Below are 21,787 nucleotides of genomic sequence, written 5' to 3' on the forward strand. Positions count from 1 at the left end.
CCGACGTGGAGGCGGCAACCCGGCCGCCGCCACGTCTCACACCCCAACGACAATCGGCAGTTGCGCTTGCCCTGCCGCTATTGCGATGCCAGCTCAGGAGCACCCGTTGATGTCACCACGAGCGAGTCGAGTAGTTGAGCCACACCGTGTAAAACCCGCATGCGCCACGGTTGTGGCCGCGATGCTGTCGATCACTGCGCTGATGTGGAATGCGCCTGCGGCCCGTGCGGCCGACGCGCCGGCAACCCAGGCGCAATCCGCCGATCAGCGCGGCTGGCCGCGCATGCTGGAGAACGGCACCGAACGCGTCGAGATGTTCCAGCCGCAAATCGAGCAATGGACCGGTAACCGCATCGCAGGCCGCGCGGCGATCGCCGTTGGCGCGTCGAACGGCACCCCCACCTACGGCATCGCCCACTTCTCGGCGCAGGCCGATATCGACAAGGCCGCCGGTCTCGTGCAGTTGACGCAAATCCACATCGCCTCGGTCGAGGTGCCGACGGACACGAGCCTGGCCGGGCGCGTCAAGGGTGCCCTGGTCGCCCACATTCCCTCCAGCGGCATGACCGTTTCGCTCGACCAGCTGCAAACGAGCTACGCCGCGTCGCAAGGGCTCGATCGCTCCATGCGCATTGCGGTCAAGAACGACGTGCCGCAGATCGTCTTCAAGGACACGCCTACGGTGCTGGTCCTCGTCGATGGCGCACCGGCCTGGCGCCCGATCGCCGGCACCGGCTTCTCGCGCGCGATCAACAGCCGCGCGTTGCTGATGCGCGATGCAAACGGCGCGGTCTACGTGCATGCCGCTGGTTACTGGTACACGGCGCAGGGCCTGAGCGGCCCATGGCGGCAAGTGGCTGGTCCGCAGCAGGCGCTGCTTGCGGCGGCGCAAACGAGCGAAAAACACACGGCCGCCGACGCCATGCTGCCGTCGGACGGCAAGCCGGTCGTGCCGGCGCCGGCCTTGATGCTCGCCACGCAGCCCACCGAGCTGGTCGTGACCCAGGGCGCCGCGCAGATGTCGCCGGTCGCGGGAACCAACCTGCTGACGATCACCAATACCGATCACGCCGTCTTCGTCTATCCGTCCACGAATACGTATTACCTGCTGATTTCGGGCCGCTGGTTCCGCGCGGCCTCCACGAGCGGTCCATGGCGCTGGGTGCCCGGGAGCGACCTGCCACCCGACTTCGCGAAGATATCGACGCACGACCCGAAGGCCAACGTGCTGGTCTCCGTGCCCAACACCCCGGAAGCGAAAGAGGCCGAAATAGCCGCGACGATTCCGCAGACAGCAACGGTATCGCGTTCGCAGGCCAGGCTGACAGTGAATTACGACGGCGCGCCCCGCTTCCAGCCGGTATCGGGCACCTCGCTCAACTACGCCGTCAACACGGCCACGCCCGTGATCGAAGTCGATGCGTCGAACTTCTACGCCGTGTCCAATGGCGTGTGGTTCGTTTCGGGCTCGGCGCTCGGGCCATGGACGGTTGCGACTTCGGTGCCGGGCGTCATCTACACGATACCGGTCAGCAGTCCGATTCATTATGTGACGTACGTGCAGATCTATTCGTACACGCCCGATACGGTCGTGGTGGGCTACACACCCGGTTACATGGGGGTGGTGATCAGCCCGGACGGCACTGTGGTTTACGGCACCGGCTATGTCTATCCGGCGTATGTGGGCGACGTCTACTACGGCTATCCCGCCACCTATGGCTACGGCGCCGGCTTCGCGCTGGGCGCGGCGGAAGGATTCGCATTCGGCTTCGCCGCCGGCGCGATCTGGGGCTGCTCATCGCCTTACTGGGGGCCGTATTGGGGCGGCTACTGGGGCGGCGGGGGCTGGGGCAGCGTCAATATCAACCAGACGAACTTCTACGGCCGCTGGGGGCAAGGCACCGTGACCCATGCGTCGGGATGGAACGGCTGGACCGGCACGCAGTGGCGCGGCGCAGCAGGCGCGGGCTACAACCCGGTAACCGGCGCCCACTATCGGGGTGCCGCGGGCGGCGCGTTCAATCCGTACTCGGGCAATTACGCGGCGGGGCACCAGGGCGCTTACAGCAACCCGGTGACCGGGCGCCAGGCAGCGGGCCGGGGCGGCGTCGTCGGCAATCAGTACAACGGCAACTACGCGGGCGGGCGCGAGGTCGGGGGCTACAACCCGAACACCGGGCGTTCGGGCGCCGCGGAGTTCGGCGTGGCGGGCAATACCCAAACCGGCCAGCATGAGGCAGGAAGCCGGGGTTACGTGACGAACCACAACAACGGCAACTCGGTCGCCTGGAACAACGGCGACGTTTATGCGGGCCACGACGGCAACGTTTACCGGCACACCGCCGACAACGGCTGGCAACAGCACACGTCAAACGGCTGGCAATCGGCACAACCGGGCGGCGACCTGGGCAACGACCTCAATCGCCAGCAAGGCGCGCGCTCGCTCGGCGAGCAGCGCTTCGGCGGCGGTTTCGGCTCGCGCGGGGGATGGAGTGGAGGCGGCATGGGCGGCCGATTCGGCGGCGGCTTTCACGGCGGCTTCCGGCGCTGAGCGGGTCACTTCGTTGACGCGAACCGGCGGGCCGGCGCGCCAATGGCAGCGGCCCGCCCTGGCGCCATCACCGCGACGCGCAGGGTGCCGATGCGCTCGGCGAAAACGCATCGGCCAACTGGTGCAACCCGAGCGGTCACGCGAGCGGAAGCGCGCGCTCCAGAATCGCGTCCACCTCCACGCCGGCGGGCAGCGTGCCGAACACGCGGCCCCACTGGTCGTCGAAGCGGCTGGCGATGAACGCGTCCGCCATCGGAGCGGGCGCGAATTCGCGCAGCAAACGCGCCTGCACCAGCAGAATCAGACGTTGCGCCTCGCGCCGTGCGAGGAATTCGAGCGTATCGCCGTCTTGCCGGAACGCGCGCGCAATGGCTTCGAGGCTCGGGCGCAAACGCGCGTCGCCGCTGCACACCGAGGCCAGATCGCCCATCAGCGCTTCGAGCGCGTCCGGCTCGCGGCCGATCGCACGCAGCATGTCGAGCGCCATCACGTTGCCGGATCCTTCCCAGATCGAGATGACCGGCGCCTCGCGATACAGGCGCCCCATCGGTCCTTCGTCCATATAGCCATTGCCGCCGAACACTTCCATCGCTTCACCGGTCAGCTCGATGCTGCGCTTGGCAATCCAGTACTTGGACGCCGGCGTCACGATCCGCTTGTAGGCGCGCTGAAGCGGCGAGTCTTCCGCGCGCGCGAACGCTTCGGTGAGGCGCATCATCAATTGCGTCGCGGCCTCGCTTTCCAGCGCCAGGTCGGCCAGCACGTTGCGCATCAGCGGCTGGTCGACGAGGTATTTGCCGAAGGCCTGGCGACCGCGTGCATGGTGAATCGACTGCACGAGCGCCTGGCGAATCGTGCCGGTGCTGCCCATGACGCAATTCAGGCGCGTATAGGACGCCATTTCGATGATGGTCGGGATGCCGCGCCCTTCTTCGCCAACCATGCGCCCCCAGGCCCCCAGGAATTCGACCTCGCTGCTGGAGTTCGAGCGGTTGCCGACCTTTTCCTTCAAGCGCTGGATATGAATGGCGTTCTTGCTGCCGTCAGGACGCCAGCGCGGCACGAAGAAGCACGAAAGGCCGTTCTCCGTGCGCGCGAGCACGAGGTGCGCATCGCACATGGGCGCGGAGAAGAACCACTTGTGGCCCGTAATCTCGTACTCCGCGCCGCGCCCCTGGCCGCGCAGCGGCGTGGCGCGCGTGCTATTGGCGCGCAAGTCGGAGCCGCCCTGCTTCTCCGTCATGCCCATGCCGACCAGCATCGACGATTTTTTCTCGAACGGAATATCGCGGGCGTCGTAGCTGCGCGAATAGAGCTTCGGCGCAAGCTGAACGAATAGTTCGGGCTCCTTCTGAAGCACCGGAATGCATGCGAAAGTCATCGAGTTCGGGCATTGCGATCCCGCCTCGATCTGGCCATGCATCGAAAATCCCGCCGCATACGCCGCCCATGCGCCCGGCCGCAAATCGCTGAATGGCCGCGAGACCAGGTCATACTCGCGCGCCATTTTCATGAAGCCGTGCCAGGCGGGGTGGAATTCCACACGGTCGATGCGATTGCCCTGGCGATCGAAGGTATGGAGTTCGGGTTTGAAGTGGTTGGCGTCCTCAGCCATTTGCACCATTTCTTCGCTGCCGAGCAGCGCGCCATGGCGTGTCAATTCCTCTTCATAGGCTGCGCCGCCGCCGCGCTGGACCGCCTCCTGCAGCGCGATATCGGTGCTGTAGAGGTTGTAATTTTTCAGTTCCGGCACGACATTCGTGACTTCGTGGGTTGTCCAGTTCATATCGCAATGTCCCTTTCCTGTTCCATTATCTTGCGCCGATACCCACTGGCACGCGAATTGCGCTGCCAGCGGCCGACGCGGGATGCACATAACAGTGTAGGGAGGAATGCTCGCGGGAGTGTCCGGTTTGAAAAACGTCACGCCCGCCGCCCACGCCTGGCGCAATCGCAACGGCGGCAGGCTACGGCGACGAAGCGCCGCCGGCCCGCCCAATCCCGGGCGCTTGCCACCACCGAAGCCATCCAGCAAGCATTTATCGAGTTGCTGGTCGAGCGCGGCTACTGCGCGGTGTCGATTCGCCAGATCGTGGCGCTGGCGGGCGTGGGCGTGGGATAGCGCACATACGCGCGAGATCGGATGCGTATTCCCGCCCCAGGGTTTGCTGATTACTGCACGCCCTCTGCCCGGCGCGATGGCAGCGCATACTCCGCGGCCTGCCAGGCGAGCAAACCAGGCACATAAAACAGCAGATCGCGCACGCGCCGCGCGCCGGCGAGCGCGAGACACGTGGGCGCGTCGAAACCAAGCAGCCCGCCAATCAGCACGAAGCCGCCCTCCTGCACGCCCAGGCCGCCCGGCACCAGAAACGCAGCACTACTGACAAGCTGAATCAGCGCCTCGATCACGAACGCCTGCGCAAAGCTCGCCTGCGCGCCGAGCACGTGCAGCGCGCCCCAGATCTCAAGTGCGTAGCCCGCGCACTGCAGCGTCTGCCAGATGAGCAGATAGCGGACGACCACACCCGTCTGCCGCCAGATCAGCTTGACCGACTGGTCGACGCGCACCGACTTGCCCACCAGATCGACCACCTTGCCGCTCGTGACCCGGTTGATGACGTGAGCGGCCCGCTCGAATGGCCGCGCATGCTGAACGAGTGCGAACAGCACCAGCACCGGCGCGATTGCGGCGATGCCCCACGCCAGCCGCCCTGCCACGCGCGCGGCATCGGAATTCGAATGTTCGAGCAGATAGCCGGCGGCGATCAGCCCAAAGACGAGCTGGCTGATCAAGGTGAGCTGCATGTCGACGACGAGGCTCGCCGCCGCCGTCGCGGGACGCACGCCGGCGCGCCCGAGCAGGCGGAACGAGACGATTTCCCCGCCGATGCGCGCGACTGGCAATAGATTGTTGATGGATTCGCGAATCCACACGAACCGGAGCATGGTCGCGAACGACGGTCGCTGCGCCCTGCGAATCAGGGTGCGCCAGTCCCAGGCGTTCGCGGCCATCGGCACGATATGCAGCAAGGCGGCCAGCACGAGGCCCATGCCTGCGCCTTGCAGGAGTTGCAGCACGGCTGCGGGATGGTCGCGCCATACGAGCCACACGGCAACCGCGAGACCGCACAGCGCAGCAATACGCCCAAGGTGTTTCATCCGCTGATATCGTTGATCTACTCATTTGTCTTGAACGGGTGACAGCATCCCGTTCGCGTCGACGCGAAAACGCGTCCCGCGCCACACCACGCCCGACGAGCAAAAGCTCGCCGCATAAATCGCGAACTGGGCCGCATCCCAAAGCGGCAGGCACAACAGCCCGCTGCACTTTTTCCCGGTGGCGCGATCGGTCCTCCAGACCAGCAGCGCGCGGGCGCACAACGCAACACCGGCCAGCGCCCAGGCGGGGATCGCGCCGCCCGACATCGCCACCGCAAGCAGCGCGAGCGGCAACGGATGCATGAGCACCGCGCCCAGATGCCCCGAGCGGTCCGCCGCTCGGATGGTGCGGCTCCAGCGCAATTCGTGCGCGAACACCCTGGAAAACGTATTCTCCGCGCAAGCGTGCTCCACCACAATGGGCGGAATGGCGACGGTGGCGCCCGCGCGCCGCACGGCCTCGCCCACCGCGTGGTCCTCCGCAAGGTGATGCGCGAACTGGGCCAGACCGCCAATGCGCGCGAGCATATCGCGAGTCATGGCGATGGACTGGCCGAAACACGGCCGGGCGCGCCCGAGCGCGAGCCCCGTGACCACGCCAGGCAGAAAATGATAATTGGTCAGCGCGGCGGCAAGGCGCGGCCAGAATCCCGTCGCATGGCGGCCGCGATAAACCGTCGTCACGAGCCCCACGCCCGGTTGCTGCAGCGTCCCGACGATATGGCGCAAATAATTCCGCTCGACGCAGACATCGCTATCGGCGAAACACAGCACCTCGTGCTCGGCCTTTTCGAGCATGTTCACGAGATTCGCGATCTTCCGGTTGGGCCCGTACAGGCGCGCATCGGCCACCACGGTGATATGCGCGCCGGGATAGCGAACCCGCAGCCTTTCGACGGCCAGGAGCGCTGCATCGTGCGCATCATGAACGCCAAAAAGATACTGCACCGGCCCCGGATAATCTTGCTCGAAGAAACTGGCGAGATGCGCTTCGAGTTGCCATTCGTCGCCGTGCAGCGGCTTGACGATGGTGACGGCGGGAAAGCGCTGCGGCGCAGCCACGTCGCGCGCAAAAAAGCTGCCGATCAGCCAGCTTGCCACCACCGTATAGACAATGCCGAAGATGGCGCCAAGGCCGCACAGGATCGCAAGGCATTGCGCAACCATGTGAGTAATGGTCAGCAGCGCGACGTGCCCCGGCAGAAGCGCAACCGAAGCGATATCGACAGAAGCGGCGGCCGCTACCATGACGCCTCCCAGGCGCGCCGTCGCCCGGCAGAAAGGCAAAGCTGCAAAAGCCAACGTTGCAAAAGCCAAGGTTGCAAAAACCAGGGTTGCAAAAACATTACATGCCCCTTCGAGTGCCCATCTGGTTCGTCCGCGGTTCGTTCGCCATTCGCCGGCTAACCGAGCGTAGCAGTGTTTTCTGACGAAAAGATTAACTTCTTGCTAACGGTTCGTCCCCTCTTAATCTTTAGTTAACGGTCGGCGGCTACAATCCGTGCTCGAATTCACTCTCTTGCGCCGAGGTCTCCATGCATACCCCATTACGATACGATGCGCCCGCGCGTCTTCTTCACTGGCTCGTCGTGGCGCTCGTGGGCGCACAGTTCGTGCTGGGCTGGACGATGCCCGACGTTCACCGCGATACCCAGCCGGTCGGCCTGATTGCGGCGCACCTGATCGTCGGCACCACGCTGGTCGCCGCCATGGCGCTGCGTATCCTCTGGCGCGCCACGCATCGCCCGCCCCCGCCCGCAAGCGAACTCTCGCAGCCGCTGCGCACCATTTCCACGCTCACGCATATTGCACTTTACGCGTTGCTGGTGGCCGTACCGGTGCTCGGCTGGATCAATGCGTCGTCGCGGGCTTGGCCGCTGACGCTGTTCGGCGTGGCGCCGCTGCCCGCGCTCTCGCCTGCGGGGTCGTCCTTCGGGCATGCCATGGGCGACGTTCACAGCGTTCTCGCGTGGGCCTTGTTCGCGCTGATCTGCCTGCATGTCGCGGCCGCGCTGCTGCATCGCTTCGTGATTCGCGATCGCGTGGTGCAACGCATGGCGTTGTGGTGAGCGGCGGGCCCAAGCTTCATGCGGCGGCGGCCAATTGCTGAGTCAATTGTCCGGCTGCCGCCGCGATTTCCCCGCGCCGCCATCGATGCGCGCCCGACGTATGGCGGCGCGCGTGCCAGACCGCCGATACGGTGAACGGCGCCATTTCCACGGGCGGCTCGAGCAGCTGCAGCGGCAGATTGCCGACGATGCGCCGCGCAGTCAGTTCGGCAATCATGCCGATCATGTCCGATTGCGACACCAGCATATGGGCGAGCATGAAATGCGGCACCGTCACGGCTGTGCTCACGCGAATGCCGAGATGTTCGTAGAACGCGTCCACCGCCTCCTTGACCGCGCCGTAGGGGCCGCTCACACGAATGTGCCGCCCGCGCGGAACTGCTCGACGGACAGACTGCCCTGAACATGCGGATGCCCCGCACGCACGATCGACTTGAGCCGGTCGGTAAATAGCGGGCGCACGTAGTAGTTCGAGGAGCCGTGTCCTCATTCCAGAGAATCAGGTCGAGCGTGCCTTCGCGCAGCGCGGCCAGATCGTCGCCGGGTTCGAGCGGCTTGACGTTGATTGCAAGTCCCGGCGCCGCCACGCTCAAACGGTCCATCAGCACGGGCAGCAGCGGAAAGCCGATGTAATCGGTGGTGGCAATCTCGAACGTGCCTTCGAATGCTGCGGGATCGAACCCATCGTCGGGCTCGATCAGCGCGCCCACCGCGGCCAGCGCGCGATGCAACGGCTCTGCCAGCTCCAGCGCGCGCGGCGTGGGCGCGAGGCTGCGCCCGGCCGTGACGAAGAGCGGATCGCGAAACAGATCGCGCAAGCGGTTGAGCGTATGGCTAACCGCCGATTGCGTCATGTTGAAGAAACGACATGCCGATCAGATGCGGGCTGCCGTAGTCGGGATTGCCGATTCCGCCGGCCACCCAGTTAGCGCTTACGCCCATCAGGCATAGCCCCACCACGAGAATCTCGGTGCCGATCACCACCGGCGGGAAAAAGCGCAAAAGCTTCGCCATGAGCGGCGCGGCCAATAGCCCGACCGTGCCGGAACAGATCATGGAGCCGAAGATGCCCGGCAAGCCGAGCGCGGGATTCGAGGCAATCGCGATCATCGGCCCATGATCGGCAGGCGAATGCCGAAATTCCTGAAACCCACCGACTGAATGAGCGTCACGAGCCCCGAAACGAACAGATCGACGCTGATGAGATACGTCACTTGATCTTTCGGCAGCTTGAGCGCCATGCCGATAATGAGCGGCACGGCGATGGCGCCCGTGTACATCACCATCACGTGCTGCATGCCGAGCAGCGCGAGCCGTCCTGTGAGCAAGACTTCGTCGACGGGTTCCCGCGAGTCCGCGGGCAGATAGCGCTTCGATTGAGCCATATGATCCTCTCTGCTGTGTGCGGTACGTGCTTTTTTTTGAAACGGTTCGGCGTGCCTGAAAATTTTTCCAACGATCAGGATCGCTGATTATCTTCAAGCGATGCGGAGCCCGGGAACATACCCGCCATCACAATGAATCCAGGCAGCATCTTGACCCTGTCGGTCCAGCGGCGAATGGCCGGGTAATCGAGCAGCGAGATGCCGCCCAGTGGCGAGCGGGTCATCGTCGAGCGGGTGATCGTCTTTTGCCAGCCGCGAAAAAGATTCGCTCGATGCATGGAATAGTTCGCGCCGGCAACCGTTTATCACTTGCCGCAGTCAGGGAGGAACCTTCTCTTGCAGCAGTGCCCCGCTTGCGGCTTTCATACTGCGTGGTCGCGCGGTGATGCCGCGCGCCGCGCCTATAAAAGGAGTAAAAACATGTACAAAACTCTGTTGTGCATCCTGGCTTGTACTTTGCCGGTTGTGTCGACATACGCCGAGACGCCAAAAATTTCGAACGGGATGGTGGTCGACGACAACGGGATGACGCTCTACGCATTCGACAAGGATACGGTGCCGGGCAAGAGCGCCTGCGTGGGTGCCTGCGCCTCGCTGTGGCCGGCAGCCGTTGCGGATTCATACGACAAACCGGGCGGCGACTGGGGGTTCATCGACTCCGGCTCGGGCAAGCATCAGTGGACCTACAAGGGACGCCCGCTGTATCGCTTTGCAAACGACAAGCAACCTGGTCAAATGAACGGTGACGGAATCAAGGGTATTTGGCATATCGTGAAGCCTTAAACCCCTTGCTAACCTTATCCTGCCGGGTGGCTTCCCCCCCGGCAGGATGGTCCATACAGGTGGCGAGCAGAACGTTGAATATGCAGCGCTCCGCAAAACACCGCAAAGATGGCACGCACTGGTGACATCAATCGCGTAAGCGCGCACGCGACAGCCTGCTACCCCGCCCGCGCGAGCAACCGCTCAACCGCCCGCCAACGCACTCTCCATCACCACCTGCAGCAGCACGTTCGCGCCGGCCTCGGCCCATTCAGGCGTGATCGCCTCGCCTTCGTTGTGACTGAGTCCGTCGATGCACGGCACGAAGATCATGCCCGTGGGCGCGACGCGCGCGAGATAGCACGCATCGTGGCCCGCGCCCGAGACGATATCGGCATGCGGCAAACCCAGCGTCACCGCCGCACGCCGAACGGCGTCGATGCACGCGGGTGCGAACGGTACCGGCGCGTAGTCGAAGATCTGCGTGATCGTGTGGCCAAGCTGTGCTTCCTGCGCCACGCGCGCAAGCTCGGCGCGCAATTGCGCATCGAGCTCGGCTAGCACGCCCGAGTCCGGATGACGAAACTCCACCGTGAAAAAGCAGCGCCCCGGCACCGTGTTGCGCGAGTTGGGCTTCGCCTCGATCATGCCGACCGTGGCGCGCCCATACGGCGCATACTTGCGCCCCAGCGACTCGACGAACGTGATCATGCGCGCCGCCCCGGCCAGCGCGTCGCGGCGCAGATCCATCGGCGTAGTGCCCGCGTGCGCGTCCACGCCCACGAGTTCTATCTCGTACCAGCGCTGCCCCTGGCCGGCCGTCACGACGCCAATGGTCTTGCCGCTGCGCTCGAGAATCGCGCCCTGCTCGATATGCAGTTCATACGCGGCGTGCACCGGCGTGCCGCCCACCGGCTCATCGCCCGCATAACCGATCTGCTCGAGCGCCTCGCCTATCGTCGTACCCGATGCATCGGTACACGAGAGCCCGTATTCGAGCGCATACACGCCTGCATAGACGCCCGACGCGATCATCGCCGGCGCAAAGCGCGAGCCTTCCTCGTTGGTCCAGATCACCGCTTCGATGGGGTGCTCGGTCTGCACGCCGGCGTCGTTGAGCGCACGGATCACTTCGAGCCCGCCCAGCACGCCATAAATGCCGTCGTAGCGGCCGCCGGTCGGCTGGGTGTCGGCATGCGAGCCGGTCAGCACGGGCGCGGCATCGGGATTGCGGCCCGCGCGGCGCGCGAACACGTTGCCCATCTTGTCGACGCGAATCGTGCAGCCCGCCTCGCGCGCCCACTGCACGAACAGGTCGCGCCCTTCGCGGTCGAGCCCGGTGAGCGCAAGGCGGCACACGCCGCCCTTCTGCGTCGCGCCAATTTGCGCCATGCGTTCGAGCGAATCCCACAGCCGCGCGCCATTCACACGCAACGCGCCCAGCTCCGATGCCCGATGTTGCGAGCGTTCAGTCATCGGAACGCTCCTCGGCCGAACTGGCGGATTGAGCGGCTTCGGCCGGCTTCGCATCGTGCATGCGGTAGCGGAAATCGCAGCGCTTGCCGCCCTGCATGATGGTGCTCGTGCGCGTGAGCTCGACGCGCGGATCGTAGCCCGAGATGAATTCGGCATCGCGCGCGCAGCTCAGCAGGTGGCCGATATCGCCGAGGCCCATCGCGTGATACATCTCGGCGTAGGCGCAGCGATGCACGTTGGAATCGTAGGCTTCGTCGTCGGCGCGCAGGGTTTCCACTTCGAGCGCATCGTCCTTTTCCCAGAGCACCTGCAGCGCGACGAACGACGCGATGCTCGTGCCGTTCGGTTCGCGCGCCGCGAACTGGCGGCCCGCATCGATCGCCGCGCCGCGCACGGCTTCGGCAATCACGGCCTGGGCGCGCTCGATACCGAAATCGCGCTTGAGGATCTCGTAGATCGGCTTGATGATTTCCGCTTCGATGCGCCGGCGTGCAAGAATGCCGAGTGTCTCGCCGTTCACGCCAGTCTCGTCCGCGACGCTTTCGCGTTGTTGCTGTGTCATCTTTGTCTCCTCGTTACGTCGTCACATCGTTACATCATCGCGTTCAGCGGGCAGCGGCCTTCGCGAGCGTCTTCGTGGCCGCGCCACCGCCAAGCACATCCACCACGGCCCATTTGCCATTCTTCACCTGATAGATCGTATAGGCGGGATCCACGAGATTGCCTTGCGCATCGAAGCCAATCGTGCCGGTCACGCCATCACGATGAATCGCATGCAGCGCCGCGACAATCTTTTTCGGTGCAACAGAATTGGCCTGCTGGGTAGCGGCGATCAGCGTCGCCGCCGCGTCATAGGCGAACGGTGCGTGCAGTTCGATCGGCGCGTGCCAGCGCGCACGGTATTGCGCATCGAACGCCGCGCCGCCCGGCATGCGATCGAGCGGACGGCCCGGCTCCAGCGCCGTCACGCCGTCGCCCGCGGGCCCGGACAGCGTGAGGAAGGTCTGGCTCACGAAGCCGCCCGCGCCGAGCAGCGGCGCCTGGATATGCAACTGGCGCATGCGGCGCACGAGCGGCGCAGCCTGGGCATCGAGGCCGCCGAAGAAGATCAGGTCGGGACGCTTCGCCTTGATGGCCGTGAGCACGCCGCTGAAATCGAGCGTCTTGTCGGTCACATACTGATGATCGACCACCGTGCCACCGTTGGCCTGCACACCCTTGATGAACTGGTTCGCGAGCCCTGCGCCAAATGCGGTCTGATCGTCGATCACGGCAATGCGCTGCGCCTTCAGCGTTTTCACGGCATACGCGCTGGTGTACGCGCCGCCATCGTCGTCGTGGCCCATGATGCGAAACGCGGTATCGAAGCCTTGCTGCGTGTATTGATGGCCCGTCGAGGCTGGCGCGATCTGCGCGATGCCCGCATCGTGATAGACGCCCGCGGCCGGCACGCTGCAGCCGGTGTTCCAGTGGCCGACCACGGCAACCACGTGGCGGTCGACGAGTTGCTGCGCGACCGTGACAGCCGTGCGCGGGTCCGACTGATCGTCGGCGCTCACGAGCTTGTAGACCACGGACTTGCCCGCAATGGTCGGATGTTTCGCATTGGCGTCATCGACGGCGAGCTGCGCGCCGTTTTCGAGATCCTTGCCGATGCGCGCAGACGCGCCGGTCAGTGGCGCGGCAAGCCCGATCAGCACCACCTGTTCGTCCTGGGCGTGCGCGACGCCCGTGAAAAGCGACGCCGCAAGCGCGGCAGCCGGCAACTGCATAGCTTTCTTTTTCATGTCGATCGATCCTGATGAGCCCGTGTGTTGAGGCGCTATTGAGGCGCATGCCTGCCCACCCCCGGGGTCTATGGCGCGCAACCTTGAATAGTGAAAAATATTAGTCTGTTGTATTCCGTGGTCTAAATTACGTTTGGTTCGATCAATATGCCGGCACCCTATAACGTCGATTAAATCCTTGTTTTACAACGGTAAACTGTATTCCATCCGTTCCGTGCACCTTTCGATATAATTCGATACATGAATAAAATTCAGCGAATTGCCGATGATCCGCCGCTGCGGGCGGTGCGCGCGTTCGAGTCGTTCGCGCGTCATGGCTCGGTCGCGGCCGCCGCGCGCGAGCTCGACATCACGGCCTCGGCGGTGAGCCATCAACTGCAATTGCTCGAATCGTTCGTGCAAACGCCGCTGACGATTCGCCGTGGCCGCGCGCTCGTGCTCACCGACGAAGGCCGCGACTACTATCGCTCGATCAGTGCGGCGTTTTCGGTGCTGCGCAGCGCCACGGGCTTCGTGCGCGAGCGCTCGTCGCGGCGACAGATCACGATCAGTCTGATTCCGCTCTTTGGCATGGGCTGGTTCATTCCCCGGCTGCATGACTTTCTCGCGGCGAATGAAGACGTTGACGTGACAGTGCTCTACGCGAATCACCGCAATTACCGCAGCGACGCCGCCGATTTATCGATCCGCTTCGGCACTGGCGACTGGATCGGTTATGCGAGCATGCCGCTCATGTCGGGCGCGGTTGTGCCGGTCTGCACGCCGCGCTTTTTGCAGCGCTATGGACCGCTGCGCAAGCCCGCCGATCTCGCGGGCGTGCCGCTCGTTCACGATGAGGATCGCAGCACGTGGGCGAACTGGCTGCAAAGCATGGACGTGCGCCACGTCGCGCGCACCGAGGGACCGCTCTTCGAAGACGGCCAGCTGACCTTGAGTGCCACGCTCGCCGATCTGGGCGCGGCGCTCATGCGCGCGCCGCTGGTCTCGCGCGAGCTTGCGTCGGGTGCGTTGCGCAAGCTGTTCGACCACGAGCTCGACGATGGTCGGCACTACTACCTCTGCTGGCGCGCCGATGCCGAAATGCCGGACGGCGCACAGCGGCTCGCGCAATGGCTGCTGGAGTCGGTGAAGGCGCGTTGATCGCGCCAAAAGACCTCAGAAGCTCCAGAACGGAAATGATGTCGCGGCCGTGGACGGATTGATCCGCGCTATTGATGCGGATTGTGTTATGGTGCATCCCCTACGCGGAAAGCGTAACGACGCGCCCGCCCTGCCAGGTATGGATACGCGAGCATGCAACGCAAGACGCATGAATGACGTACGGGGCGGATACGTTCGATTTTATGTTCCAACCGGCTCCAACCGTTTTGTCATTGCGTGGTCCACGGACTTGCGCTTTTGCGATTATCCAGCTCCTCAGGCGTTAGATAGTGACGAAAGATTTCGACCTCGCGCAAATCCACTGCCCTGCGAACATTGCGTATATCCCACGGTCCTTTTTCACTTGCTAGTTCGGCAAGATATCGAATGTTTGCCTCAATATCGTAGGGGGAGTCATCCGCCAATGGCAGGCGATAGCCAAAAACAACCGTATTAATCGGCGTGCCGCCAAAGATGTCGAAAAGATATGGATATCCAACGAAATCGCTTTGTTCGACGCGCAAATTATCGATGCGCTCTCCACGCTCAATACGTTTCATTCCTATCTCATCGAAGTGCTGGTAGAGAATATTTGTTGAGACGTCATCCTCAATTTGGATGTTGAATTCGCTCACGCATGGCGTTCCATCCGTAGAATTTCGCGTATCAAATATAAAGCTCACCGACATTACTTTTTCTTGGAACCACGCGTATTCTATTTTTCCATCTTGGTCGGAGTGAAATTGGGGAATCCCCATATTTTGATGACATCATCAAGCGAGATTTCGCCACGAACCCAACGAAGCCCAATTTTTGTATACTGGAGAAGCGCTTCCTGTTGCTCCGGTGTCATCGGGTTTTGTTGTGAATACGTCATGTTATTGACCTCCGCTCGTGCGACTGGAGAAAACTCGCAGCGGTCACTGTGGCCATAATCAAACTCGTAAGCGCGGCTACACTGGTCTTCCGGGAAAGTCTTGAAAAGCAAACCCATCTTCGCTTTCCAGTAGGCTGTAGCCATGTCGCCACAGAAGAATGCATCATTCTCCCAGGGTCTCCCGCTGTAGTCGCGTCGGCAGCCAGACGGCGTTTCCACCATTGCATCGATATCAATTGGAGTTCCCCCCGCTCGTAAGATCCGGCCACTTTGAAATATTCGGAATATCCTCGAAGTTATCAGGGTGCCGACGCGCCCCGCAACATCGGCCGCCACCTGCTTTATCTTGAATGTATCTTCCAGTGATGAAAGATTCAGTTGCATGGTCCACGCGGAAGGCGAGAACGAACCCTGCTCAAGAGAATTCGCAGGTCGATACGAAATAATTTGTGGTACTGTTTCAGATGGAATTCAAAATCCACCAGCCGGATTAGTCAGCGGGCCAGTCATAACAGGTTTGATCAGGGTGTGGAAATTCTTGAATTGCTCTTTATCTATTGGCCACGTCAGTTTAAGCGCAGGCGCTGTATCGGTCGGCCCGAAATAGGCGCCACCCTACTGAATTTGATTGAGCAGCAGGGAATGCATCGCTTTCGCGTAGTCGCGCGCGAGCGGATACACAAGCTGCCCCTTTCGCTCAGGGTCACGGTCGGAGTAGCGCATGCCCCATCTGTCCGGTGTGCACGTGGCATAGGTCGGTTCAATTCCGGCAGAGGTTACTCCCGGTTTCACCTTTTCCAGTGTGTACGGACCTACTTTCTGAACTGCCGCACTATCTGCGTTGCGGTTGTTGCTCATGACTGTGTGCTCCCTGAAGAATTAAAGGCGGTCTTCACTGTCTTTGCCAGCATGGGACGGTAAGCCGACAATAACGAGCCGTCCTTTCGCAAGAGTTCAATTTCTGCGATCTGCATTTCGTCGCCTAATACCAACGAAGTTTCGCCTTTCTCTCTGGACGTTCCCTCGATGAGTTGTCCATCCTGAAGCGTGATCCGGTAGCGTTGGTGCGCTATCGGCAGGCCGGAACCATCGTCAGGCAAGACGTAGTGGTCGACGATTTTTGCGTCGGCGATATTCGTAATCGGCGTTTTGACTGGTACGTCCTGCGGATCATCCGTAGCGTGAGAAGCCGCATGAACAAGAAATGCCCCATTCGTCTTCCCGATTACGCCTTCCGGGCCGATCACTAGTTGTGAGCCCCCACCGTTGAACACAATGCGTCTTGCCGTAAGCCGGATTTCATCCTGCTCGCTCAGAATCGTGATGACCTTCCGAGCGATCTGTCCAGGGTGTCGGTCTGTGACGTGATACGCACAGACCCCGGCGTGCCAAGCGATACGGCTTTCTGCGCGTAGAACGCGATGGTCTCGCGCACCGATGCGAAGAACGATTTGCCCGTAGCGATGGAGACATGCCTGCCGGTGGTCAGCGCGGTGTCTTCGTCGCTCGCAATGTGCGTGCTGCCCGCCGCCGCCGTCTGGACACCCGCCGCGCTGGCAAGGGTGAGATGCGGCGCTTCGAACTCGGGGAAGTCATCCACGCCCGGGCGCGTGCTGACCGAAGGCTTGCCGCGCAATTCGGCGTTGTCGCGCTGCATGTTCGCAGTCACGCCGGACTGATCGCTGCCAGCGTCCTGCGCGCCATGTCGCTGCGCCTGCTGCGCCAGGCTCTCGTGAATGTCGCGCGCACGCGTGAGGCGGGCGATGGTCTCACGCATGTCCAGCATCTTGCCCGCTGCGCCAAGCTTCGCGATGGTTGTGATAATCAGGCCCAACCCTGCGCTCACCGCGCCCCGCATGTCCGTGCGCAGTTCGAAGCCTTCGCCGCGCGCGTCCTGCCGCCCCTCATTGCCTTCGATGCGCGTGACATAGCCCAGACTCAGGCTGCTCTTGCCATGATCCGATGCCAGTTGCGCCTGCTGACGATTGTCCGTGTCGTCCAGTGCAAGATGGTTTGATGCGCCGCCGTTGCCGAGCGTGCGGCTTACGATGCCGGTGAGCGCACGATTATCCGGCAGTTTCCACGGTGGCATGTTGTCCCGATTCGGCACGAACGCCGCAACGACAGGGCGGTCAGGATCGCCGTATTCCCGTGATGGTTGCCCTCGCGGTCCCACGCGTACTGGATGCGCACACGGTTATAGGCATCGACCGTCATCGGATACTGTTCCCATCCGACAATCACCGCATGTTCGTACCCGTCGATGCGTGGACGCGGTGTGACCTGCGGCATGCGATACGGCTCGCGCGTCGGGTGCAGTTCGAACTGCGCTTCAAACTCATACTTCGCTGCTGCGCCGTCCAGCTTCGACGACAGTCCCTGGGTGTTGCGGATATCGATCCGGCAATCCAGCACGAGATACGTGTCGTTCGCTCCGGCGTGTGGGTGATCCGTCAATGTGAACGTCCTGCCGGCTTCGATGCCGCGCAGCGCGCCGCGGCCCTTCGCACGCATGCGCCCGCAGCGTGCGGCTTCGAGTTTCACGCGCGCGAGATGCTGCGCTTCCCCGCGCCAAACCTTCGCTTCCTGGGGTCCCTGACTTTTCACCGGCTCCGCGTGGTAGTGGATTGTCTCCGGCTGTGCGTACCCGGCTGGCTCGTAGGATTCGATTCGTTCACTGTCGAAGACGTACTCTTGTCCGTCTCCATGCTTGATGCTGTGCTGCTCGCGATACGGCGCGCTGTTCGCGCTCAGTCGCGGCGAAATATAACTGTGGTCGTGGACCACGACCTTGTTAAGCGCAACCGACGTGCGCCAGGAAAGATGCGTGACATATTCCCTGTCGAGATGCCCGCCTTTGGGACGGTAAGACAATGTCGCGTAGGGCGGGGTCTGCGCCTTGCAGGCACGAATACTGTCGGCAATGACAAGGAAATGGCGGCCTTCACGGTGTTCGAACCAGATCAGATAGCCGAATTCCTCGCACAGGCGCATACAGAAGTCCCAGTCCGTCTCCCATGCCTGCCGGATGAAATCGCGCCGGGGAGTTGGGTGCTCGCCGCAGCGAAAATCGATATCGTGGCTGTACGACTTAAGGATGGTGTAGAGGATATTGGTGATATCCGTGTGGATGAAGATGCGCGAGTTCTTGCGCAGCGTCGCGCACCACCATTGCGGGCGCAATACGAATTCATAGACGACATCGTTTCCTTCGGTGTCCAGAATTCCGGCCTCTGCGACCATACCGGTGATTTCGCGCAGGCCCGTGCGTTCACGGTCACGGGGCTCACGCCAGCCACGTGCCCGTGTGAAAACATCCTTGAACGTCAGCGTGATGGCCGAGCCCTTGATGGCATCGAGATCGACTTCGAATTCGTCGGTTGAAAACCACTCCGGGTGGGGAACGGATCTGACCGCCTCGATGCGATATTCGAAAAGCTGGCCGATAGCTTCATGGCCTGTAATGCGTCGCGGCAGCAGGACATCCTCGCGGTAATCCTGTTCCCGCCTGCGGTGTTGCAGGGTGATTTCCCGTACGGGCAATGCGTGGCCGTGCATGCGTACGGGGGTGTTGTACTTCCTGGGGAACCACATGCTCAGGTTCCCTTCTGCAATGTCGCGCCGCAGGTTGTGGTGTCACCGATGAACGCCACGCGCACGCCGGCATGGTCCATCGTCATATCGCCCAGGCGCGCGACCTCGCGCCCCGTTATTGCGTCTCTCATCGGCTCCGGCCTCCAAAGGCCGAACTAAAACTCAGGGCGCGTAAATGCCCGTGAAATGTCTCCCTCCTCTGACATTCCACAAAATGATCGTCATCGCACAGCCGAGGCGCATCCGGTGTCAGCTCAACCGCCTCAAATCGGTGCCGGAGGGCGTACAGCGGCTCGCGCAATGGCTGCTGGAGTCGGTGAAGGCGCGTTGGTCGCGCGAAGAACCTCAGAAACTCCAGAACAGGAAATGATGTCGCGGCCGAGGCCTGCTCGGGCGCGCTACCTTGCGCGGCGGCGCAAGCTGCGCGTGCGAATCGATCACCTGCGCACGTAGCGCCATGTCGTAGAACGCCCCCACCATCGGCAACGCGCTATGCGCGCCTTCACCCCAATAGTCGTTGCGCAGCGTCACGCGCGCGTCGTCGAATCCCACCCATGCGCCCGCAACCAGTTCGGGATGGATCAGGATGAACCAGCTATCCGTATTGTCCTGGGTGGTGCCGGTCTTGCCGGCCACGTCCGCGCGAATGCCGAAGCGGCTCCGGATATCGGTACCGGTGCCTCGGTCCACGACATCGCGCATCACGTCCACGAGCTTCAGCGCCGCGCTGGCGGGCAGCGCCCGCTCCGGCCGCGCTGCCGGAAAATCGGCGAGCACGTTGCCCTCGCGGTCCTCGATGCGCGTCACCATGCGCGGCTCGATATACGCGCCACGATTTTCGATCGTGCAGTACGCCGACACCATTTCCTTGAGCGTGACCGGGCTCGTGCCCAGCGCGAGCGACGGCACCGCATCGAGCGGGCTTTCGCGCACGCCCATCGCGCGCGCCAACGCCACGACCTTCGCGGGGCCTTCGCGCTGCATGAGCTGTGCCGTTACGCGGTTGCGCGACAAAGCCAGCGCGTCGCGCAGCGACATCGGCCGGCCGGTGGGCGGCTCGGCGTCGGTCGGCCGCCACACCGCATTGCCCTTCGACGCAATAGTCACATTGCGATCGACGATCGTGTCGCCCGGCTGCGCGCCATCGGCAAACGCCGCGCCGTAGACAAACGGCTTGAACGTCGAGCCCGGTTGACGCCGCGCCTGCTGCACGTGATCGAACGGCTCGTCGCGGAAGTCGCGGCTCCCGACCCACGCCTTGATGTCGCCGTTGCGCGGGTCAATCGCGAGAAACCCGGCCTGAATCTGCGTCTTGCTGTGGCACAACGCATCGACGAACGGGCCGGCCATCGCGAGCTTTCTGATCGCCGCCGGATCGGAGAGCCCCGCGTCGCGCGCACTGCGATATTCCGGGGTCTGCCTGATGAACGACTGGAACAGGCCATTGCCCGGCCAGCATCCCGTGCGCGTATTCCAGGCGGCGTTGGCGATCGATTGCAACTGGCTCGTCTGCCAGGCAAGCGCCTCGTTGGCCATGTCCTGAAGCCGTGAATCGATGGTTGTCCGCACAACGAGCCCATCGGAGTAAATATCGTAGCCGTTGCGGTCGGCCCAGCCGGTCAGCCAGCGGCGCAATTGCGCCGCGAAATGCGGCGCGGCGCCCGTGGGTTCGGACTGGATTTCGAAGTTCACACCAAGCGGCTGACGCTTGAGCCAAGCGCAGTCGGACGGCTTGAGCTTGCCGAACTTCACCATCTGGCCGAGCACCGTATTGCGCCGCTCCAGCGCGCGCTCGGGATTGAGCACCGGGTTATAGGCGCTATTGGCCTTCAGCATGCCAACCAGTGTTGCGCTTTCCAGAATATTGAGCTGCGCGGCAGACTTGCCGAAGTACGTGCGTGCGGCCATTTCCACGCCATAGGCGTTGTAGAGAAATGGCACGGTGTTCAGGTACGTCTCGAGAATCTGGTCCTTGCTGTAGACGGATTCGATCTTGAGCGCGGTAATGGCTTCCTTGAGCTTGCGCGTCAAGGTGGGCGCGCGGCCCACTTCATCGGGGTACAGATTGCGCGCGAGCTGCTGCGTGATGGTCGAGCCGCCCTGCCGCGTGCCGGAGAACGTATGCAGCGCCGCAGGCGCCACACGCAGGATGTCGATGCCGTGATGCTGATAGAAGCGGCGGTCCTCGGTCGCGACCAGCGCCTGCACCACGTATGGCGAGATTTGCGCGAGCGTCACCCATTCGCGATTGACGGGCTTGAACTCGGCGAGGCGATCACCATCGGCGGACACGATCAGTGCGGGACGATCGACGCGGGCCTTGCGAATATCGCCGATGTTCGGCGTGAGCGGGATGAGCGCGAGCACATACGCGAGCAGCAGCAAAGGCACGGCGGCGAGCGCCAGCACAACGCCACGGCGCGTCGGGTGGCGCAGGCCGTGCAACGCGGCGGCAAACACGCCGCGAGCTTTTGCGCCGGCGCGAGCGGCAAGCGACTGTCCACGCTTGAGCCATCGCGCGCAGAGGTCACGAAAAAACGATCCAGGCGGGGGATTCACGGTGACTGAATGAAGAACTGCGCGAAGATCGGCGCGATAAACGAAAGGCGGGATCGTACCAAAGCGAAAACGGGGCGCTGACGCTAAAGCAGCAGTTTGCGAGTGCCGCTAACAGATGATTACATTTGTTTCCATTCCGGTTTCAATGGCGCAACGCCGGTTGCGCGCGGAATATTCAACACCTCGTTTCGTTTACGCAGAACGCGAGTCCCGCGAGGTCATGCAGGCTCGATGCCGGCGCGATTCGCTCTGGCGGCCGACACCACGCGTGCATGAGGGAGGTGTCAAATAGAAACCTCGCGTTTGTTGTCTGCATTCGATTCATACATGGGGTTCGGCGGGCGCATGAAAGGTGCGCGCATCGCGTTTCGTGCGGCGCGCGGTATGTGCTGGGCTAACGTGAATGGACGAGGCTCGCTGCTCGT

20 protein-coding genes and 2 pseudogenes are annotated in these 21,787 nt (G+C 63.0%); 4 read left to right on the forward strand and 18 right to left on the reverse strand.

Going from position 1 to position 21,787, the window contains the following annotated elements; translation table 11 throughout:
• Positions 1-181: 181 nt before the first annotated feature.
• Positions 182-2,551: a carbohydrate-binding family V/XII gene (locus PWP93_RS25240; RefSeq protein ID WP_421046485.1), complete on the forward strand. Its 2,370-nt coding sequence runs from the start codon at positions 182-184 to the stop codon at positions 2,549-2,551.
• Between the two features lie 136 nt (positions 2,552-2,687).
• On the opposite strand, the gene PWP93_RS25245 is transcribed toward PWP93_RS25240, so the two are convergent.
• From PWP93_RS25245 to hpnI, 3 genes are all read right to left on the reverse strand, one after another.
• On the reverse strand, positions 2,688-4,337 hold the full coding sequence (locus PWP93_RS25245; RefSeq protein ID WP_421046486.1) for an acyl-CoA dehydrogenase family protein: 1,650 nt from the start codon (positions 4,335-4,337) through the stop codon (positions 2,688-2,690).
• Positions 4,338-4,723: 386 nt separating this feature from the next.
• Complete coding sequence (locus tag PWP93_RS25250; protein WP_421046487.1) at positions 4,724-5,713, reverse strand: lysylphosphatidylglycerol synthase domain-containing protein; 990 nt, start codon at positions 5,711-5,713, stop codon at positions 4,724-4,726.
• 21 nt (positions 5,714-5,734) lie between these two features.
• Positions 5,735-6,961 (reverse strand): bacteriohopanetetrol glucosamine biosynthesis glycosyltransferase HpnI, encoded by a 1,227-nt coding sequence (hpnI, locus tag PWP93_RS25255; RefSeq protein ID WP_421046488.1) that lies wholly within the window; start codon positions 6,959-6,961, stop codon positions 5,735-5,737.
• Positions 6,962-7,248: 287 nt separating this feature from the next.
• Here hpnI and PWP93_RS25260 point away from each other — a divergent pair, with 287 nt between their 5' ends.
• A complete protein-coding gene (locus tag PWP93_RS25260) occupies positions 7,249-7,782 on the forward strand; it encodes a cytochrome b (protein WP_421027753.1) in 534 nt (177 codons plus the stop codon).
• A 16-nt stretch (positions 7,783-7,798) separates the two neighbouring features.
• Here the strand turns inward: PWP93_RS25260 and PWP93_RS25265 are convergent, their stop codons facing one another.
• From PWP93_RS25265 to PWP93_RS25280, 4 genes and pseudogenes are all read right to left on the reverse strand, one after another.
• On the reverse strand, positions 7,799-8,137 hold the full coding sequence (locus tag PWP93_RS25265; RefSeq protein WP_421046489.1) for a LysR substrate-binding domain-containing protein: 339 nt from the start codon (positions 8,135-8,137) through the stop codon (positions 7,799-7,801).
• Positions 8,138-8,588: 451 nt separating this feature from the next.
• Positions 8,589-8,636, reverse strand: a pseudogene (locus PWP93_RS25270) (hypothetical protein); the annotation flags it as partial.
• A gap of 4 nt (positions 8,637-8,640) precedes the next feature.
• Positions 8,641-9,146: pseudogene (locus tag PWP93_RS25275) on the reverse strand (solute carrier family 23 protein); the annotation flags it as partial.
• Between the two features lie 95 nt (positions 9,147-9,241).
• On the reverse strand, positions 9,242-9,445 hold the full coding sequence (locus PWP93_RS25280; RefSeq protein ID WP_421046490.1) for a hypothetical protein: 204 nt from the start codon (positions 9,443-9,445) through the stop codon (positions 9,242-9,244).
• A gap of 142 nt (positions 9,446-9,587) precedes the next feature.
• Between PWP93_RS25280 and PWP93_RS25285 the strand changes: the two genes are divergently transcribed.
• Entirely contained in the window at positions 9,588-9,950 is a 363-nt protein-coding gene (locus PWP93_RS25285) for a hypothetical protein (RefSeq protein ID WP_421046491.1), read from the forward strand.
• 183 nt (positions 9,951-10,133) lie between these two features.
• Here PWP93_RS25285 and PWP93_RS25290 read toward each other — a convergent pair whose 3' ends face one another.
• Genes PWP93_RS25290 through PWP93_RS25300 form a run of 3 tightly spaced genes read right to left on the reverse strand, consistent with a single transcriptional unit; the run spans position 10,134 to position 13,192 of the window.
• On the reverse strand, positions 10,134-11,405 hold the full coding sequence (locus PWP93_RS25290; RefSeq protein ID WP_421046492.1) for a Zn-dependent hydrolase: 1,272 nt from the start codon (positions 11,403-11,405) through the stop codon (positions 10,134-10,136).
• Positions 11,398-11,967, reverse strand: coding sequence for an L-2-amino-thiazoline-4-carboxylic acid hydrolase (locus PWP93_RS25295; RefSeq protein ID WP_421046493.1), 570 nt, complete (start codon positions 11,965-11,967; stop codon positions 11,398-11,400). The genes PWP93_RS25290 and PWP93_RS25295 overlap by 8 nt, the downstream gene beginning before the upstream one ends.
• 43 nt (positions 11,968-12,010) lie before the next feature.
• A complete protein-coding gene (locus PWP93_RS25300; protein WP_421046494.1) occupies positions 12,011-13,192 on the reverse strand; it encodes a branched-chain amino acid ABC transporter substrate-binding protein in 1,182 nt (393 codons plus the stop codon).
• 240 nt (positions 13,193-13,432) lie between these two features.
• Between PWP93_RS25300 and PWP93_RS25305 the strand changes: the two genes are divergently transcribed.
• Positions 13,433-14,332: a LysR substrate-binding domain-containing protein gene (locus tag PWP93_RS25305; protein WP_421046495.1), complete on the forward strand. Its 900-nt coding sequence runs from the start codon at positions 13,433-13,435 to the stop codon at positions 14,330-14,332.
• A gap of 230 nt (positions 14,333-14,562) precedes the next feature.
• Here the strand turns inward: PWP93_RS25305 and PWP93_RS25310 are convergent, their stop codons facing one another.
• The 8 genes from PWP93_RS25310 to PWP93_RS25345 form a co-directional block, all read right to left on the reverse strand.
• Positions 14,563-14,967, reverse strand: coding sequence for a hypothetical protein (locus PWP93_RS25310; RefSeq protein WP_421046496.1), 405 nt, complete (start codon positions 14,965-14,967; stop codon positions 14,563-14,565).
• An 80-nt stretch (positions 14,968-15,047) separates the two neighbouring features.
• Positions 15,048-15,593: a hypothetical protein gene (locus tag PWP93_RS25315; protein ID WP_421046497.1), complete on the reverse strand. Its 546-nt coding sequence runs from the start codon at positions 15,591-15,593 to the stop codon at positions 15,048-15,050.
• Positions 15,594-15,824: 231 nt separating this feature from the next.
• Positions 15,825-16,067, reverse strand: a complete 243-nt coding sequence (locus PWP93_RS25320) for a hypothetical protein (RefSeq protein WP_421046498.1) — start codon at positions 16,065-16,067, stop codon at positions 15,825-15,827.
• The gene (locus PWP93_RS25325) at positions 16,064-16,606 is read right to left on the reverse strand and encodes a DUF2345 domain-containing protein (RefSeq protein WP_421046994.1); all 543 of its coding nucleotides are present in this window, start codon (positions 16,604-16,606) and stop codon (positions 16,064-16,066) included. Before PWP93_RS25325 ends, PWP93_RS25320 begins: the two co-directional genes overlap by 4 nt.
• Complete coding sequence (locus tag PWP93_RS25330; RefSeq protein ID WP_421046499.1) at positions 16,522-17,301, reverse strand: type VI secretion system Vgr family protein; 780 nt, start codon at positions 17,299-17,301, stop codon at positions 16,522-16,524. Before PWP93_RS25330 ends, PWP93_RS25325 begins: the two co-directional genes overlap by 85 nt.
• Entirely contained in the window at positions 17,253-18,803 is a 1,551-nt protein-coding gene (locus PWP93_RS25335) for a type VI secretion system Vgr family protein (RefSeq protein WP_421046500.1), read from the reverse strand. Before PWP93_RS25335 ends, PWP93_RS25330 begins: the two co-directional genes overlap by 49 nt.
• A gap of 2 nt (positions 18,804-18,805) precedes the next feature.
• A complete protein-coding gene (locus tag PWP93_RS25340; RefSeq protein ID WP_421046501.1) occupies positions 18,806-18,934 on the reverse strand; it encodes a hypothetical protein in 129 nt (42 codons plus the stop codon).
• Positions 18,935-19,148: 214 nt separating this feature from the next.
• Positions 19,149-21,362, reverse strand: coding sequence for a penicillin-binding protein 1A (locus tag PWP93_RS25345; RefSeq protein WP_421046502.1), 2,214 nt, complete (start codon positions 21,360-21,362; stop codon positions 19,149-19,151).
• Between the last annotated feature and the right edge of the window lie 425 nt (positions 21,363-21,787).

The organism is Paraburkholderia sp. A1RI-2L (assembly GCF_048957375.1).
Lineage (GTDB): Bacteria > Pseudomonadota > Gammaproteobacteria > Burkholderiales > Burkholderiaceae > Paraburkholderia.

What these genes read in the sequence shown, in the direction of transcription:
- PWP93_RS25240 (WP_421046485.1), top strand. Translation starts at nt 182, where the DNA reads ATGCTGTCGATCACTGCGCTGATGTGGAATGCGCCTGCGGCCCGTGCG.
- PWP93_RS25245 (WP_421046486.1), bottom strand. Translation starts at nt 4,337, where the DNA reads ATGAACTGGACAACCCACGAAGTCACGAATGTCGTGCCGGAACTGAAA.
- PWP93_RS25250 (WP_421046487.1), bottom strand. Translation starts at nt 5,713, where the DNA reads ATGAAACACCTTGGGCGTATTGCTGCGCTGTGCGGTCTCGCGGTTGCC.
- hpnI (WP_421046488.1), bottom strand. Translation starts at nt 6,961, where the DNA reads ATGGTAGCGGCCGCCGCTTCTGTCGATATCGCTTCGGTTGCGCTTCTG.
- PWP93_RS25260 (WP_421027753.1), top strand. Translation starts at nt 7,249, where the DNA reads ATGCATACCCCATTACGATACGATGCGCCCGCGCGTCTTCTTCACTGG.
- PWP93_RS25280 (WP_421046490.1), bottom strand. Translation starts at nt 9,445, where the DNA reads ATGCATCGAGCGAATCTTTTTCGCGGCTGGCAAAAGACGATCACCCGC.
- PWP93_RS25285 (WP_421046491.1), top strand. Translation starts at nt 9,588, where the DNA reads ATGTACAAAACTCTGTTGTGCATCCTGGCTTGTACTTTGCCGGTTGTG.
- PWP93_RS25290 (WP_421046492.1), bottom strand. Translation starts at nt 11,405, where the DNA reads ATGACTGAACGCTCGCAACATCGGGCATCGGAGCTGGGCGCGTTGCGT.
- PWP93_RS25295 (WP_421046493.1), bottom strand. Translation starts at nt 11,967, where the DNA reads ATGACACAGCAACAACGCGAAAGCGTCGCGGACGAGACTGGCGTGAAC.
- PWP93_RS25300 (WP_421046494.1), bottom strand. Translation starts at nt 13,192, where the DNA reads ATGAAAAAGAAAGCTATGCAGTTGCCGGCTGCCGCGCTTGCGGCGTCG.
- PWP93_RS25305 (WP_421046495.1), top strand. Translation starts at nt 13,433, where the DNA reads ATGAATAAAATTCAGCGAATTGCCGATGATCCGCCGCTGCGGGCGGTG.
- PWP93_RS25315 (WP_421046497.1), bottom strand. Translation starts at nt 15,593, where the DNA reads ATGCAACTGAATCTTTCATCACTGGAAGATACATTCAAGATAAAGCAG.
- PWP93_RS25320 (WP_421046498.1), bottom strand. Translation starts at nt 16,067, where the DNA reads ATGAGCAACAACCGCAACGCAGATAGTGCGGCAGTTCAGAAAGTAGGT.
- PWP93_RS25330 (WP_421046499.1), bottom strand. Translation starts at nt 17,301, where the DNA reads ATGCCACCGTGGAAACTGCCGGATAATCGTGCGCTCACCGGCATCGTA.
- PWP93_RS25335 (WP_421046500.1), bottom strand. Translation starts at nt 18,803, where the DNA reads ATGTGGTTCCCCAGGAAGTACAACACCCCCGTACGCATGCACGGCCAC.
- PWP93_RS25340 (WP_421046501.1), bottom strand. Translation starts at nt 18,934, where the DNA reads ATGAGAGACGCAATAACGGGGCGCGAGGTCGCGCGCCTGGGCGATATG.